Consider the following 15,885-nt stretch of genomic DNA (forward strand, 5'->3'; position numbering starts at 1 on the left):
GATTGCATGCATAAGATTCCCACATTCGGCGCGTCCGACCTGAAGCAGGTCCGCGAGACGGCGCGGCGGCTGGATTCGGCCTGGATCGGCGGCGGCTTTTCCCGCGACGGCGGCTCCGACGTCAAAAGCATCATGTCTCCCTTCGACGGGGAGACGATCAGCGAAGTCGCCTTTGCCAGCGAGAGGCAAGTGGATCTTGCCGTGCAGGCCGCCCGCGCGGCGCTGAAGGCGGACTGGGGTACGATGGGGCACGAAGGACGCGCGGTGTTGATCCGTGCGCTGGCGGACGCGGTCGAAAGAAACTGGCTCGAATTGGCGCTTCTCGAAAGCCTCGATGTCGGCAAGCCGATCCTGCATTCCTACAATGACGATGTGCCGACGACTGTCGGCGTGCTGCGCTGGTATGCCAGCCTGACGGAGACCGCCTATGATCTCAGCCCGGCACGCCGCAAGGGCGTGCTCAGCCAGATCGTGCGCGAGCCGCAAGGCGTCGTCGGCATCGTCCTGCCCTGGAACTACCCGCTGACCACGCTGGCGCTGAAGATCGGCCCGGCGCTGGCCGCCGGCAACACCGTCGTCTGCAAGCCGGCCGACGACACGCCGCTGACCACGCTGCGGCTGGCCGAACTCGCGATCGAAGCGGGGTTCCCGGCCGGCGTCATCAACGTCGTCCCCGGCACTGGGCCGGTCGCCGGAAAGGCGCTGGGGCTGCATGGCGATGTTTCGGCGATCAATTTCACCGGCTCGACCGCCACCGGACGCCGCTTCCTGCACTATTCCGCCGATTCGAACCTGAAGGAAATTTCGCTGGAATGCGGCGGCAAGAATCCCGCCATCATCCTGCCCGACGTCACGTCGCTGGACCGTTTCGCCGACGACATCTCGACCGGCTTCCTGATGAATTCCGGCCAGCTCTGTTCGTCCATATCGAGGGTTCTCGCGCCGCACGCGTTGGAGGGCGATCTCCGCGACATGCTCGTCGCCAAGATGAGGGAATGGCCGATCGGCGATCCCTTCGATCCGGCCACGCGCATCGGGCCGCTGGTCAGCGACGCCCACGCCGCCAAGGTCAATCGCGCCGTCGACATCGAGAAGCAGCGCAACAATGATTTCAGCGTGTCGGCAGCCGAAACCAAAGGCGCATCGCCGCGCCTGGTCGAGCCGGTCGTTTTCTTCAATGTCGCCGAAGGCGCCGATGCTTGGAAAGAAGAGGTGTTCGGCCCGGTTCTCTCCGTCAGGTTCTACGACGATCTCGCCAGCGCCATCCGCAGTGCGAACGATACGCAATATGGCCTCAGCGCCTATGTCTTCGGCGAGAATCCGCGCGCAATTCGCGAGGCGTCCACCACGCTCGACGCGGGTTTCGTGGCGATCAACGCCTTCTGCGAAGGCGATTTCACCACCCCGTTCGGCGGCTTCAAGACATCCGGCTTCGGTGGCAAGGACAAGGGCATCCATTCGCTCGACCAGTATTCGCGGACCAAAAGCATCTGGTGGGCGACATAAAGGCTGGCCGGACGTATTCTTTTGGGCACAAGTGAAGGTAAGTTCGATATGGCATCCAAGGCGTATGACTACATTGTCGTCGGAGCGGGCGCCGCCGGTTCGATCGTCGCCGCCAGGCTAGGCGAGGACAGGAGCGCTCGCGTTCTCGTCCTGGAAGCCGGCCCGAGCGACAACTCCATCTATGTGCGCATGCCGGCTGCCATGTCCTACCCGCTGACCGACCGGCGCCGGACATGGAGCTTCGAGACGGGACCTGAAGAGGCGCTCGGCGGGCGCATGATCACGCATGTCAGGGGCAAGATGCTGGGCGGTTCCGGCTCGCTCAACGGCATGGTCTATGTGCGCGGCAATCCGCGCGACTTCGATGCGTGGGCCAAGGACGGCCTGCCGGGCTGGTCCTTCGCCCACTGCCTGCCTTACTTCAAGCGGCTGGAGACCTACGACAAGGGCGCCAACACCTATCGCGGCGGCGATGGGCCGATCGCGATCACCACGTTGAAAGGCGATCTGCCGGTCTTCGAGGCGTTTCTCGAGGCTGGCCAGCAGGCGGGCCATCCGCTCAATCCCGACTACAATGCCTACCGTCAGGAAGGCGTCCATATCTACCAGGCGAATATCGACAGGGGCGTGCGGGCCAGCGGCGGCAGGGCCTATCTCAGGCCCGCGCTGCGCAAGGGCAATGTCGACCTCAAGCTGGACGCATTGGTGCACCGGATCGACTTCGACGGCAAGCGCGCGGTCGGCGTGACCTATGAGGTTGACGGCGCGATCCACACCGTCGAGGCCGGACGCGAGGTGGTGCTGTGCGGCGGCGCCTTCAACTCGCCGCAGATTCTGCTTCTGTCCGGCGTCGGTCCCTCCGAGGAGTTGCGCGCACTCGGCGTCAAGCCGGTTGCGGATGTGCCGGGCGTGGGCAAGGGCCTCGTCGACCACGTCGCCGTTTCAGTGCGCTACAGGGCGTCGCGCCAGGGCGTCTCCCCGGCCATGGACCTGAACATGTTCAAGATGGGCCTGATCGGGGCGCGATGGCTGTTCCTGCGCTCCGGCCTCGGCGTGACCAATCTCTGGGAAGTCGGCACATTCTTCAGGAGCAGCGCGGCCGCCGACTATGCCAACATCCAGCACGAGTTTTTGCCGATGCTCGGCGAACTGATGCATGGCAAGGTCAATATCGAAGAAGGGTTCCAATACCAGACTTGCCTGATGCGGCCGAAGAGCCGGGGCGCCGTCACGTTGAAATCGGCCGATCCGCGCTCCCATCCCTCCATCGTTTCCAACTACCTCGCCCATCCGCAGGACCAGCGGGATCTGATCGACGGCGTGCGCCACACCGACGAGATCATCCAGCAGCGCGCCTGGGACGACATGCGCGGGCAAGCCCTGACGCCGGGGCTGAGGACGATGCCCGATGCCGAAGTGCTTGCCTGGCTAAAGGAGAATCTCGGCACGCAATACCACCCTTGCTCGACATGCCGGATGGGCGTCGACGACATGTCGGTCGTCGATGCCGACGGCAAGGTGCATGAGACCGAGGGGCTGCGTGTCATCGATGCGTCGGTCATGCCGCGCATCACCAGCGGCAATTTGCACTGCCCGACCATGATGATTGCGGAAAAGCTTGTCGACCGTGTGCGCGGGCGCGAACCACTGCCGCCACAGATCGTCGACTACGCGGATCGGCATTGATGTATGTCGCCCAAAAGTGTGCAGCGGTTTTGGGATCACATGCATGACAAAGGCTGACCAAGGATCTCGATTGGAAGGCTGGATTGGATCGGAATGAAATATTGGATACGATCGCCCGATAAATAGAGCGATTCTGGAAATGCCTGCCATGTCGACTTCGCCCAAGCCTCTGTTGCAGCGCCAGACCGTCACCGCGATGGTCGCGGAATATATCGCCGCCAAGATCATCGGCGGCGACTATCCGGGCGGCCATCAGATCCGCCAGGAGGCGATAGCGGCCGAGCTGGGGGTCAGCCGCATTCCCGTGCGCGAGGCGCTGCTGCAATTGGAAGCGGAAGGTCTTGTCGTCATCAGGACGCATCGCGGCGCGGTCGTCTCCGATCTGTCGGCCGACGATGCGATCGACCTTTTCGATGCACGGCTTCTGCTGGAGCCCTTCCTCGTCAAGAAGGCCATCGCGCGCATGTCCAACCAGGATATCGCCAATGCCGAGCGCGCTCTTCAGGATTACGAGGCTGCTATTGCCAGGGGCGATCCGAAGGAACTCAGCCGTCTCAACTGGGCCTTCCACACGGCGCTGCTCGAGCCCTCCATGCGGCCGCGTTCGATGGCGGTGCTGCAAACGCTCTACAGTTCGGCGGATCGCTATCTGCGCCTGCAGATCGAACCGCTGAAGGCCCAGACCAAGGCGCTGCAGGAACATCGCGACATCTTCGAGGCCTATCGCCTGCGTGACGCGGTCGAAACGTCGAGGCTGCTCAAGAAGCATGTCGCCGACGCCGCGGAAGAGATCGTCAGCCAGCTCAAGCGGGGCGAGGCAGCCGGCTGATCCTGTCCCGGATTTTTCGATTCCGGCCCGTTCGCAGGTCCCTATTCGCCGTGCAGAGTGCTGCCGCTTTGGCGGTCGAAGACATAGATATCCTGCGGCTCGACAAAGAGCGGAAGTTCGCTTCCTCGTCGTAGCGAACCATCGGGTGGTACGCGCGCGACCGCCTTTGTGCCCGCGATGGTGAAGTGAACGAGCGTATCCATTCCAAGCGGTTCGACGAGTTCCGCGGTGGCGTTGATCCTGCTTCCGGATCGGCCGTCTTTTGGGCCGGGCGAAAGATGTTCGGGCCGGATGCCGAGGTCGACAACCTGTCCCGTCACATCGGCGAACCTGGAGACGTCGCTCGGCAGTTCGAGGCGCGCACCATCGGACAGGACGCCGCTGAATTGATTTTCGTTTCGTTCGAGCGTCGCGCTGAGGAAATTCATGCCCGGCGATCCGATGAATCCAGCCACGAACTTGGTCGCGGGTCTCAGATATAGCTCCTGAGGCGGCGCGATCTGCTCGATCCTTCCGGCATTCATTACCACGACCCGGTCGGCAAGCGTCATCGCCTCGATCTGATCATGCGTGACATAGACGGTTGTGGTCGGCACCGCTTCGTGGATCTGCTTGATCTCGGCGCGCATCTGGACGCGGAGTTTGGCGTCGAGATTCGAAAGCGGTTCGTCGAAAAGAAAGACCGCCGGATTCCTGATCATCGCGCGTCCCATGGCAACGCGCTGGCGCTGTCCGCCAGAGAGTTGCCTTGGTTTGCGTTTGAGCAGGTGCTCGATGTCCAGGATCCGCGCGGTCTCGGCCAGCCGCGTCTGGACTTCGCCACGCGGCGTCTTCTTCAAACGCAACCCGAACGTGATGTTGTCCTCGACCGAGAGATGCGGGTAGAGCGCGTAATTCTGGAAAACCATGGCGATGTCGCGTTCTCCCGGCAACAGGTCGTTGACACGCCGCTCGCCGATCTTGATCTCGCCATCCGTTATCGTCTCCAGCCCCGCGATCATGCGCAGCGTGGTGGACTTTCCGCAGCCGGAAGGGCCGACCAGGACCACGAATTCGTGATCCTTGATCGAGAGATCGATCCCGTGAACGGTTTGAACGCCTCCATAGGCTTTCACGACTTTGTTCAGCTCGATGGCTGTCATCGGACCCTCCGGTGCCGGATCTCAGGGCTATCTATCGCGGACGAGGACGTTGTCGCTCGCGAGCCAGAACGGCGCGAAATAAAGCGGTGTCGAGGAAAGCGGCAGGATGTCCGGCCGCAGGTCCACGCCGAGCTTGTCCTTCATGAAGTCGCGACGCGCCGCCATGCGCTTGAAGACCGCCGGATGTTTGGTCTCCAGCTCGGCCCGAAGCGCGTCATCGGCAAGGACAACCGCGTCCTCGCAGTTTAGCGCCCAGCCATCGGCGATCGGCGTCGGGATGATATCGACCTGGAAATGCTTGCCCGAGCGGATACGATCCCCGGATCCTGGCCGGATCGGGCTGTGCGTCCATTCCTCGTAGCCGCCGAGATGGCCCGGGTTGAGCGCCGGCTTCAGCTTCGCTTTCGCGAGCGTCGATGTCACGGCCTCATGGATGGCGCCGCCCTCGACACCGATTGCGGCCGTCTCGTACCAGGAGATCAAGCCCTGGAAGTAGCCTTTGGCAATTGCGAGAAATTCGTCATTGGCACGATCGAGAAGGCCTGCCCGCGAGGAAAGACCGCCCCAGTGTCCGATCGCGGTCGTCACGCCATCGCCCCGCCCAAGCTTGCGGCCCGTTGCGCTCCGCAGGCCGATCACCGGCTCGCCCTTGCTGGCTGACGCGAACATGGTGTGGACGTTCAGTGGGTCTCCGGCATAGCCCATGCGCGAAACGGCGTCGAACTCGCTGTCGCCCTCCCGCACTCCCGAAACAATCCGCCACATTGCCGACGAGCTGCGCAATGCAGCCCACTCGAACGCTGCGATCTGATCGGCATCGATGGTGACGGCGATGCCGTTTTCAGGATGCATCAGAACATGGGTCGCGTCCCGCAATCCGCCGGAAGCGCCGACCGCCCGCTGGAATGCCTGCACGTAGACTGCGGGAACGAAATAGGCGGTTTCGACAGCGTCGTCCTCGAATGGTTCGAGATATTTCCAGCCCACCAGCCCTACGGTGTCGCCTGCCTTTATTCCAGCATCGCCGAGACGGTCGGAGAAGCGAGGGAAGCGAGAGCGATCCTGCGCCATCAGGCTCAATGTCTGGGCCAGAAGCACGCTCATCCCGGGCAGACGCGCCAGCGGCGCGTAGCTCTCGCACTCGTTGCCCGTGACAAGCACGCGCTTGTTGTTTGGCCCAAGCAGGAGGAAGGCTTCCTCGAAGCGCGGCTCGAAACCGCTCAGGAAAGCGATGTTGCCGAAATGCTCCCGGTCCGCATAGATCGCCAGCCAGTCGCATCCTGCCCTGTCGTAAGCAGCGCGGGCGCGCGCATCATATGTCTCAACGGGAATGTCCGGCTTTTCGCCGGGGGAACCGAAGTCCGGCAACCGAACGGATGTGAGGGAAATGGTCATTGGGGGTCCTTTTGTTCGTGTCGGTGCAACAGCAGTGAAAATCGACTGCGAGGGAGATCAATCGCCGTAGATCCGGGCCTGCGCGTCCCAGGCAAAATCCTTGTCGAGAGGGTAGGTTGGACGCGGCAAGACGTTCCATTGGAGCCGCGTCATGTCCAGTTGCGAGGTGCCGTCGCTCAGCAAGAGGATATGCCGGGCTGAGATGTCCTCGAGTTGCGGGTGGAGATAGCCGAGCTTGACGACATACGCCTTGTGCATGGTCGGGTCGATGTCCATTGCCAGGAAATGGTGGGGCGTGGTTATGCCAATGGCATTGGCGTGGAATGTTGCAATGACATTGCCGCTGCGAACCTTCGCCCACGCGCCTTCCCTGGACCGGTATGGCTGGAACCCCGGCAGCACCAGTTCTTCTCCGCATGCCTCGACGAGCACGTTTACGCGATATGCCGTCTTCGGGCGGGAAAGGTGCTCGCTTCCCAGTTCGATCTCGACAGTCGAGCCGACCCCGGCCTGGACAAGCCTGCGCACGGTTTCGGGAGCCGTAATGCCGGCGATGACAATATCGCGGACCTGCTCATCTTCAAGCGCTGCCTGCAATACAAGGGTCAGGTCTCCGGCCGCGCCCGCCGTCGTGTTGTCTCCGGAATCGGATACGAAAACGGGACGCTCCGCGCATTCGACCGCGAGCCGCAGCCCGTGGCGAACCTCCGCGGTCTCCATCTTGAGATTGAAATCGGCGCGTCTGGCCCATATCGCCTGCGCCAACCGTGTCGCCTGCGCACGCGCGACCTCGGCATCGCCATCGCTTACCGCAATCGCCGATACGGCGGTCCACGGCCGGTCGTTCCACGCGAACCCGACAAGGATGTTTGCTTCCATCATGCCCGGCACGCTGTCGTATTCCGGCAGCGCGCCGTAAAGGCTTTTCGCGGGCTCCAGTGCCGTGACCGCGGTTTCGCCAGGGACGAGGATGGGCAGGCTGACGACCGATTTCTTGGGCGTGATGCCGGTTCGAATGACTCGGATAAGCTGGTCTGCCGTCCGGTACCCCGTCTGCCTGTCGTCACGATGTGGCGCGGTGCGCAGAACGCTGATCACCGTTGCTGCGTCGAGAAGCTCCGGGGTCATGTCGCCATGCAGATCAAGCGACAGTCCGATCGGCACATCAGGCCCAAGGGCATTCCTGACGGCACGGATGAAATCGGTATCTGCGTCGACGTCCAGCCCCTGGACTTCCAACGCGCCATGATTGGCAATCAGCATCCCATCGAACGGACCGTGTTCGTCGATGAGCGCGAGCGTCCTGTCCTTGACCTCTCGGTATGCCGACAATTCGAGCGGGCCGCCGGGCAATGCGGTGGCCCAGTACAGTGGGACCGCCTCGACGTCGCCATCTTCCGCCATGCGCGCCAGCATGCCTCGGACCATCCAGACATCGCCTTCGGACATCTCCTTGCCGGTGTAGTGTTGTATCGCGTCCCATGTGGTCGGGACCGGGGAGGCGAGCATGATCTCGATGGAGAGGCCGACAATAGCTATGCGCATTCTCTGACTTTCGAACTGACCTGAGCTGAATTCACGGAAGAACGTGAGGGGAATCGAGACCGGTGACACCATCGAGCGCGAGCGCGACGCCGCCGAGAAACGGGCTGACGGTCGACAGTTGCGAGAAAATGACCTTGGTCTGAACCGACATCGAAGGATGCGCCAGTCGTTGCAGGGCCCGTTCGACCGCCGGCCGCAGGTAAGGCTCGGCGCTCGCCATATCGCCGCCGAGGCAAACCAGCGGCGGATTGAAGATGTTCACGAGACTGGAAATCGCCGAACCGAGGACGGCGCCGGCATTGTCGAGCACGCCGACAACCACCTCGTCTTTGGCGTCGGCGCGCTCCATAATGTCCTTGAACGAGGTGGGCCGATTGCCGGTCAGCCTGCCGATCTCCTCTGCCAGCCCGGGCTCGGAAAGGTAAGGCGAGAGGCAACCCGAGGCGCCGCACGAACAATAGCGGCCCTGCGGGACAACCTTGATGTGCCCCAGTTCGCCTGCCAGTCCGCTGGCGCCGCGGTAGATGTCGCCGTCGAGGAACAAGGCGCCGCCGACACCCGAGCCTGAAAACAGGTAGATGAAATCCTTGATGTCGATGCATTCGCCGAACATGTATTCCGCCATCGCGGCGGCCTTGCCGTCATTGCCCGCGAAAACGGGCGCATCGAGTGCCTCGGAGAACATGTCCACCACCGGGACACCGCGCCATCCAAGGACGGGTGCGTGAAGCAGCATGCCTTCGTCGGTGAGGAGACCCGGAAGCGAAATGCCGACACCGAGCGTGTCGCCGGCGCGGCCGCATTCACCGACGATTTCCTTGACTCCCCGGCCGACGAGATCGGCGACCCCGTCCAGCTTCCCGTCGAAGGCCTGGGCCCTGGAGCACAGGGGGATTCCGTCGAGCGCGGCAGCGACATAGCCGATCGTGTCCGCCTCGATCTGGACGCCGACGATCAGGCCGCTTTCAGGAGAAATGGTAAGACCTTCCATAGGGCGGCCAGGTTTGTTGCTGGTCGCTACCGGATTGCGTTCGACCAGGCCCAACTCGCTGAATTGATTGATAATTGAGGAAACGACCGACTTGTCGATGCCAGTCCTTGCGACGATGTCGCGCTGCGAAACGTTGGGCTCGATGCGGATCCTGTGAAAGATCGCATTGGCATTGAAATGCCTGATGTACGACTTGCTCAAGCCTCGCTCCGATATTTTTCTTGTTATGAGAATAATTGATACGAGGAGATCAGCCGCATTGTCAATCGCCGGGTAGGCTACGAATTCATCGTTTTAAAAAAAGTGCTTAAAAACAAGGTGTTAATCGGAAATGCAGGTCGATCGCATTCGACGAGGCGGATATTTTACGCGCAATCTGTTGACGCCTGTCGATTTTTGGGGGTAGGTTTTTCTTGTTTGAAGAATATATGCCGGGGACACCAACGCCCGGCTCAACAGAGGGTAGAACAATGCGTAACTTGAAATGGTTTGGCGTGGCGCTTGGCGTGCTCGCCGGCGCATCAGCGGCCAGGGCCGACGGCCCGAAGGAGCTTTGGCATTACTATGCGGCCGGGTCTGAAAAGGCCGGTATCGAAGCCCTGATCGCTTTCGCCAACAAACAGAATCCCGACAACCAGATCGTCGGCAAGGTGATCCCGGGCAACGCGGTTGAAATGCGTCGCCAATTGCAGACCGCGTTCATGGGAAACACGCCACCGGCCGCATATCAGAGCTCGATGGCCTTCGAGCTCAAGACCTTCGTCGACAGCGGCAAGCTGCATGATCTTTCGGAGACCTGGGCGAAAATCAAGGGCGACGAGATCTTTCCGGAGGGGGTGCAGCGCGTCGTCAAGGTCGACGGCAAGCCCTATGGCATTCCCTATGATTTGTCGCTGATCAACAACATATTCTACAGCAAGGCGATCTTCGAAAAGGCCGGGCTTCAGCCTCCCAAGGACTATGAGGGCCTGGTCGCCGTTTGCGACAAGCTGCGCGCGGCCGGCGTCGAGCCCTTGGGCAATGCAGGAGGTCCGTTCTGGAGCCTGTATAATTTCTACGCGCCGCTCGTCTCCACCGTCGGCACCGAGGGCTACTACAAGATCGCGAGCGGTGAATTGGGCTTCGATAGCCCGGAATTCCGCAAGGGCCTCGAGCTTTATCGCGATACCATGGTCAAGTGCTACGCCAAGAACTGGAGCGGCAAGACCTGGACCCAGACGGCCGACGATGTCGTCAACGGCAATACCGGGATGTTCATGATGGGCGCCTGGGCGGCGGCCTATTTCAAACAGGCGGGTTTCGCACCCGTCGAGAAGTTTGACGTGTTTCCAGCACCGGGCACGGAGGGCAAGGCTATATTCCAGATGGATGCCTTTGCCGTGCCGGAAGGCCCGGCCGACACGCTCGAAACAGCCGAGAAATTCGTCATCTCGGCGGCGTCGGCCGAAGGCCAGGCGACCTTTGCGGTTCCGAAAGGCTCGCTCGCGCCAAACGTGACCGTCGATCCGTCGATCTATGATGCCGTCGGCGCCAAATTCGCCAGGCAGCTGGCGGATGCGTCGAAGGCCAACGCGGTGCTGCCGAACCTGTTCTTCCTGCTGCCGACGAAGGTCGGCACCGAGCTTGGCGTCCAGCTCGAGAAATTCGCGATCGACCCTTCCGATGCAAATGAGAACGAGTTGATCTCGACGCTTGAGAGCCTCCGCCAGGAAGCCCAGGCGGAGGGCGCTTACCTGAAGTGGTGATCCCGAGGCCGGGCCGACGGATGTCGGCCCGGCTTCCTCCTTGATCGCGCGACCGAAGGCATCAGCTCACAAGAGACAATTCGACATGCCCAACTTCCAACTCATGCGCCGGAAGTTCCAGACCGCAGGGATGACGCACGCAATCTTTCTGTCGCTTCCCATAACCCTCTTTGCGGTCTTCTATGTCTATCCCATCGTCTCCACATTCAATTTGTCGCTTCACAGTTGGGATGGTTTCTCGCCCACGCCGAAATATGTCGGACTGCGGAACTACGTCGTGCTGCTTAACCAGTCGCGCTTCTACCACGCTGTCCTGAACAACATTTCCTGGCTCGTCTTCCTGCTGCTTGGACCGACAAGCCTCGGCCTGCTCCTGGCGGCTCTGCTCGACAGGGGGATGAAAGGCGAGTCGGTTTTCCGGGTCGTCTTCTTCCTGCCTTTCACCATCCCGGCCGTTGCCGTGGCTGCGATCTGGCGCTGGATGTATGAGCCGACCAGCGGTCTGCTGACGACGATCCTCCAGTCGGTCGGGCTGGGCGGCCTGGCCCAGAACTGGCTGGGCGACCCGTCAATCGTCAATTTCGCGCTCATGGGGTCGATGCTGTGGTGGACGACCGGTTTCGCCTTCCTGGTATTCTTCGCGGGCCTCCGCAATATCCCGGTGGAATACATAGAAGCCGCAAGGATCGAGGGGGCGACGCCCTGGCAGGTGTTCTGGAAGGTCAGCTTCCCGCTTTTGTGGCCCTCGACGATCGTCGTCCTCGGCATGGCGGCGGTCGACGCGATGCGCTTGTTCGACATCGTCTGGGCGATGACCAATGGCGGCCCCGCATACGCATCCGAGGTGCTCGCCACGCAGATGTACGATACTGCCTTCGGCAGGTTCGAAATGGGCCGCGCCAGTGCGATCTCCGTCTACCTGCTCGTGATCGCCGGCCTCATCATCATGCCTTACATCCACCAACTGGCAAAACGCGTCCAGGACGCCGAGGCGGAATAGGATGAACACAGCGGTTGCCAGGCGCACGGCGCTACCTTTTTCGATCCTGGTGGTGGCAGCGGTGATATTTGCCGCGCCCTTGGTCGTCGCGTTCCTGACGTCGCTCAAATCGCCATCCGAAATAACGCGGGTGATCGCGTTGCCGAACGAGCTCTACTTCCAGAACTACGCCATCGCTTACGATCGGATGGGGCGAAGCTTCCTGAACTCGATTGCGATCACGGTGCCATCGGTGATCTTCTCGCTGCTGGTCGGCGCGATTTCCGGCTATCCGCTTGCCTATATGCGCGGAGCGGGCGGACGCGTGGTCTATTTCTTCCTGCTGACGGGCATGCTCGTGCCGTTCCAGATCGTCCAGATTCCGCTGTTCTTTCTGATCAGGTCGCTCGGCCTCTACGACAGCATTCCCGGCATGTGGCTGGTGCACACCGCCTACAGCGTTCCCTTCTGCACTTTTTTCATGCGCAATTTCTTCGCCTCGGTGCCGAGGTCGATGTATGAGGCGGCGTTGATCGACGGTTGCACTCCGGCAGGTTATTTCTGGCGGCTTCTGCTTCCGGCATCGGGATCTGGTCTCGCCGCGCTTGCGATCATCCAGAGCCGCGCCATCTGGAACGACCTGCTCTTCGCCATCACCCTGACGACGAGTGACAAAGCGACGCCTGTTACGGCGACGATAGCCGGCTTCGCCAGCAGTCTGCAGGTCGAGTACGGTCCGCTGATGGCGGCCACGCTTATCTCGCTTCTTCCGGTAATGGTTACCTATCTGCTCTTCCAAAAGGCATTTGTGCGCGGCCTGCTTGGCGGAGCCGGGAAATAATCCAGGTCGATCTGGATCGCGACCGTCTGAACGGCGACACAATCCGAATTTCGGGCTCGCCATATTGGCGACCGGCTTTTTCGCACTCGCATGAAACGTTGAGCGTCAGCCACTGCCACAACGGCGCTCGTAGCCTTGAGCGGGCCGGCGGCCAAGGCGGTCGATATCTCGATCCGCCATGAAATCTTCAAAAGGAAATCCAGAGCCATGCCCAAGTGGCAGGACGATTTCGTTTGACTCCGATGATTATTGTATCCAATATCCTGTAAAGCAAGGTTGTCGAAACTGCCATCAAAAAAAGGGGAACTCATCATGACGCGCAAAGCAGGAGACGAAGCCAATTCGAGCTTGTTAACATCGTCGATCAGCAGGCGGGCCGCTCTCGCCGGAATGGCCGGCCTGGGAGCGGGGGCGTTCCTGTTGAGACTGTCCTCGCTGCCGGCGCAGGCGGCTGCCGGGGGCGAACTCCAGGTCATGGCCTGGGAAGGTTACGACCTGACCAGCGAGCTTGCCGACTGGCGCAAGACGAATGGCGTGACGGTGGAGGCCACGTCGATCGCCAATCAGGATGACGTGCAGGCAAAGTTCGTCGCCGGCAACCCGCCGCCCATCGATCTGGCCGAATACAACCAGGCCTATGCGGATCTCTACATAAGGGAAATGAAGATCGTAACTCCGATCGATGTCTCGAAAGTGCCGAACTACAGCGCCGACAATCTCTTCAGCCAGTTCTACGACCAGCCGACCTGGTTCGCCGACGGGCAGCATTGGGGATCGCCCTATATCTGGGGCTTCAACACCATCCTGTTCAACGCCGACAAGCTGGCCAAGCCGGCATCCTACGCCGACCTGCTCGATCCTTCGCTGAAGGGCAAGATCGCCATCATGGACGACACGGTGAGCTCCTGGCCGGTCGCCGCGCGTGTCGCCGGCCTTGGCGAGAAATATCCGCTGCTGACCAAGGACGAACTTGGCAAGGCTTTCGCGGAATTCTCCAAATACCGCGATCAGGCCCGCGTCATCGCCCTCAACCAGGGCGAGCTTGTCAACCTCATGGTTTCCGGCGAGGTCGTTGCGGCACTTTGCGCCGATCCCTCGATCATCACGCAGACCGACCAGCAGAACATGAAGATCGAGATGGCCATGCCGAAGGAAGGCCCGGTCCTGTGGGTGGATGCCTGGTTCATCCCGATTTCGGCGGACAATGTCGAGGCGGCTCATGCCTTCATCAACCAGTCGCTTGACCCAGCGGTGCAGGCCAAGGTCGCCATGGCCGTGGTTCAGGCGCCGGTCTCCAAAAAGGCAGTCGCATTGCTCGACGAAAAATCGCGCAACCGCATCGACTACAATGCCATCGACAGCATCTTCGCCGCCGGCCTGCCCGGCATTCCGCCGCGGGCATCCGACACCCATGCCACCTATGACGACTGGATCGCGGCGTGGCAGGAATTCAAGGCAGGGATGTAGACTTCCCTCGTTGCAACAGGCTGAATTGAGAATTGGCTATCGGCGTCCTTGCCGATAGCGCGTTTGTCCGTGGGAATGTTCATGAAGGCACCGCGCTCTAGCATGGGCGGCTTGCTGGCCGCGCCGGCCGTTCTGTACATGGTCGTGTTTTTCGTCGTGCCGAGCCTGATCCTGTTCGTCTACAGTTTCTGGACGGCGGCCTCGTACAGGATCGTGCCGGACTTCGTGTTTTCGAACTATCTGAATTCGCTGATGTCGCCATTGTTCTGGACGGTGACGATCAACGCCATCCTGATCGGGCTGGTCACGGCATCGGTCACGCTGGTGCTGGCGATTCCCGTGGGCTACTACCTCGTCTATGTCAGCCGCTCGCAGGTCATCCTCTACCTTATCCTGATCACCTGGTTCTCCAGCTACCTTGTCCGCATCTATGCCTGGCGCACCTTGCTTGGCACCAGCGGCGTCCTCAACACCATTTTGATCCAGGCCGGCATCGTCGACACGCCGGTCGGGGTGTTCCTGTTCAGCCGCTTTGCGGTCGCCATCACGCTGATCCACATCTACTTGCCGTTCTGCATCCTTCTGGTTGTGTCCTCGCTCAGCGAGATCAAGAAGGATCTTGTCGACGCCGCGCGCGATCTCGGCGCCTCTCCGCTCGGCGCCTTCTTCCGCGTCATCGCGCCCAACGCCGCCAACGGCCTGGTCGGCGCCTTCATGCTGACCTTCGTCATGGTTGCGGGCGACTATGTCACGCCGCAGATGCTTGGCGGATCGTCGGGACAGACGACGGGACTGCTGATCGCCGATCAGTTCCGCAAGACCGGCAACTGGCCGCTGGGTGCCGCCCAGGCCTTCCTGATGTTCCTGGTGTCGATCGTCATCTACCTCTCGGTGATGGGGCTTGGGCGCGCAACGGGCCTGGTCGTCAAGCGCCGGCCGGCCAGAAAAGCGGGGGGCTGACGCGATGCTGCTCAAATTGGTGGTCTGGTCGATCCTGGCGTTCCTGTTGATGCCGCTGGTGATCATCGTTCTGTTCTCTTTCCACGCGAGCCCTTCGCTGTCGTTTCCCTTTGCCGGCTTCAGCCTGCGCTGGTACGCCGAGGTGCTCGGCAATGCCCAGCTCGGTTCGGCCCTGGTCAAGAGCCTCACCGTCGCCGGCTTCACCGCATTGATCACGCTGATCCTCGGGACTGCCGCCTCGCTTGCCTGGCTTCGCCTGGGGCATCGCGGCCGCGTCCTGCTGGAGGTGCTGTGCCTGACGCCGATCGCACTGCCCGGCCTCTTTGTCGGCGTCTCGCTTCTGGTGCTGTTCGCGCAGGCCCGCGTCCAGCTCTCGACGGTCACCATCGTCATCTCGCATGTGGTGCTGGCCCTGCCCATCCTGATCGTGGCGATGCGCGCCAGGCTTGCTCTGTTCGATCCATCGCTGGAGGAGGCATCGCGCGACCTCGGCGCCAGTCAGATGCAGACCTTCGGCAAGGTGACGCTGCCGCTGATCGCGCCGACATTGATCGCCTCGGCCATATTGGCCTTTGCCGTGTCTTTCGACGAATTCGTCGTGACCTCCTTCGTCGCCGGCACCGAGACGACCTTGCCCATGTATATCTGGTCGATGATGCGCCGCACCGTGACGCCGCTCATCAATGCCATCTCCACTCTCGCTCTGGTGTTCTCCATCGCCATCCTCTTCGCTGCCTGGCTCATCGGCCATCTGCGCAGAAGATCGGCCGTCGCCAGCCGCACCGTGTCATAAGGACCG

Annotated in this window: 13 protein-coding genes; 9 read left to right on the forward strand and 4 right to left on the reverse strand. The window is 61.6% G+C overall.

Annotation, left to right across the window (positions count from 1 at the left end):
• The first annotated feature begins 6 nt into the window (after window positions 1-6).
• The 3 genes from C9427_RS08605 to C9427_RS08615 all read left to right on the forward strand — a co-directional run bounded on the left by C9427_RS08605 (window position 7) and on the right by C9427_RS08615 (window position 4,021).
• Window positions 7-1,506: an aldehyde dehydrogenase family protein gene (locus C9427_RS08605; protein ID WP_107648693.1), complete on the forward strand. Its 1,500-nt coding sequence runs from the start codon at window positions 7-9 to the stop codon at window positions 1,504-1,506.
• Between the two features lie 48 nt (window positions 1,507-1,554).
• Window positions 1,555-3,192, forward strand: coding sequence for a choline dehydrogenase (locus C9427_RS08610; protein WP_107648694.1), 1,638 nt, complete (start codon window positions 1,555-1,557; stop codon window positions 3,190-3,192).
• 148 nt (window positions 3,193-3,340) lie between these two features.
• Window positions 3,341-4,021: a GntR family transcriptional regulator gene (locus C9427_RS08615; protein WP_245437031.1), complete on the forward strand. Its 681-nt coding sequence runs from the start codon at window positions 3,341-3,343 to the stop codon at window positions 4,019-4,021.
• A 41-nt stretch (window positions 4,022-4,062) separates the two neighbouring features.
• Here C9427_RS08615 and C9427_RS08620 read toward each other — a convergent pair whose 3' ends face one another.
• From C9427_RS08620 to C9427_RS08635, 4 genes are read right to left on the reverse strand one after another with little or no spacing between them, the layout of a single operon-like run.
• On the reverse strand, window positions 4,063-5,163 hold the full coding sequence (locus C9427_RS08620) for an ABC transporter ATP-binding protein (RefSeq protein ID WP_107648696.1): 1,101 nt from the start codon (window positions 5,161-5,163) through the stop codon (window positions 4,063-4,065).
• A gap of 27 nt (window positions 5,164-5,190) precedes the next feature.
• Window positions 5,191-6,558 carry a M24 family metallopeptidase gene (locus C9427_RS08625; RefSeq protein ID WP_107648697.1) on the reverse strand — a complete coding sequence of 456 codons (1,368 nt, stop codon included), beginning with the start codon at window positions 6,556-6,558 and terminating at the stop codon, window positions 5,191-5,193.
• A 57-nt stretch (window positions 6,559-6,615) separates the two neighbouring features.
• Window positions 6,616-8,175, reverse strand: coding sequence for a M81 family metallopeptidase (locus tag C9427_RS08630; protein ID WP_107648698.1), 1,560 nt, complete (start codon window positions 8,173-8,175; stop codon window positions 6,616-6,618).
• Window positions 8,135-9,295, reverse strand: coding sequence for an ROK family transcriptional regulator (locus tag C9427_RS08635; protein ID WP_107648699.1), 1,161 nt, complete (start codon window positions 9,293-9,295; stop codon window positions 8,135-8,137). Before C9427_RS08635 ends, C9427_RS08630 begins: the two co-directional genes overlap by 41 nt.
• A gap of 269 nt (window positions 9,296-9,564) precedes the next feature.
• On the opposite strand from C9427_RS08635, the gene C9427_RS08640 reads away from it, so the two are divergent.
• The 6 genes from C9427_RS08640 to C9427_RS08665 all read left to right on the forward strand — a co-directional run bounded on the left by C9427_RS08640 (window position 9,565) and on the right by C9427_RS08665 (window position 15,879).
• On the forward strand, window positions 9,565-10,839 hold the full coding sequence (locus tag C9427_RS08640; RefSeq protein WP_167434285.1) for an ABC transporter substrate-binding protein: 1,275 nt from the start codon (window positions 9,565-9,567) through the stop codon (window positions 10,837-10,839).
• 130 nt (window positions 10,840-10,969) lie between these two features.
• Window positions 10,970-11,839, forward strand: coding sequence for a carbohydrate ABC transporter permease (locus C9427_RS08645; protein ID WP_245437032.1), 870 nt, complete (start codon window positions 10,970-10,972; stop codon window positions 11,837-11,839).
• 1 nt (window position 11,840) lies between these two features.
• On the forward strand, window positions 11,841-12,659 hold the full coding sequence (locus C9427_RS08650) for a carbohydrate ABC transporter permease (protein WP_107648702.1): 819 nt from the start codon (window positions 11,841-11,843) through the stop codon (window positions 12,657-12,659).
• Between the two features lie 312 nt (window positions 12,660-12,971).
• Entirely contained in the window at window positions 12,972-14,126 is a 1,155-nt protein-coding gene (locus C9427_RS08655) for an ABC transporter substrate-binding protein (protein WP_107648703.1), read from the forward strand.
• Between the two features lie 81 nt (window positions 14,127-14,207).
• The gene (locus tag C9427_RS08660) at window positions 14,208-15,086 is read left to right on the forward strand and encodes an ABC transporter permease (protein ID WP_107648757.1); all 879 of its coding nucleotides are present in this window, start codon (window positions 14,208-14,210) and stop codon (window positions 15,084-15,086) included.
• Between the two features lie 4 nt (window positions 15,087-15,090).
• The gene (locus C9427_RS08665) at window positions 15,091-15,879 is read left to right on the forward strand and encodes an ABC transporter permease (protein ID WP_107648704.1); all 789 of its coding nucleotides are present in this window, start codon (window positions 15,091-15,093) and stop codon (window positions 15,877-15,879) included.
• The last annotated feature ends 6 nt before the right edge of the window (window positions 15,880-15,885 follow it).

Source organism: Mesorhizobium helmanticense, assembly GCF_003034915.1.
Classification (GTDB): Bacteria; Pseudomonadota; Alphaproteobacteria; order Rhizobiales; family Rhizobiaceae; genus Mesorhizobium; species Mesorhizobium helmanticense.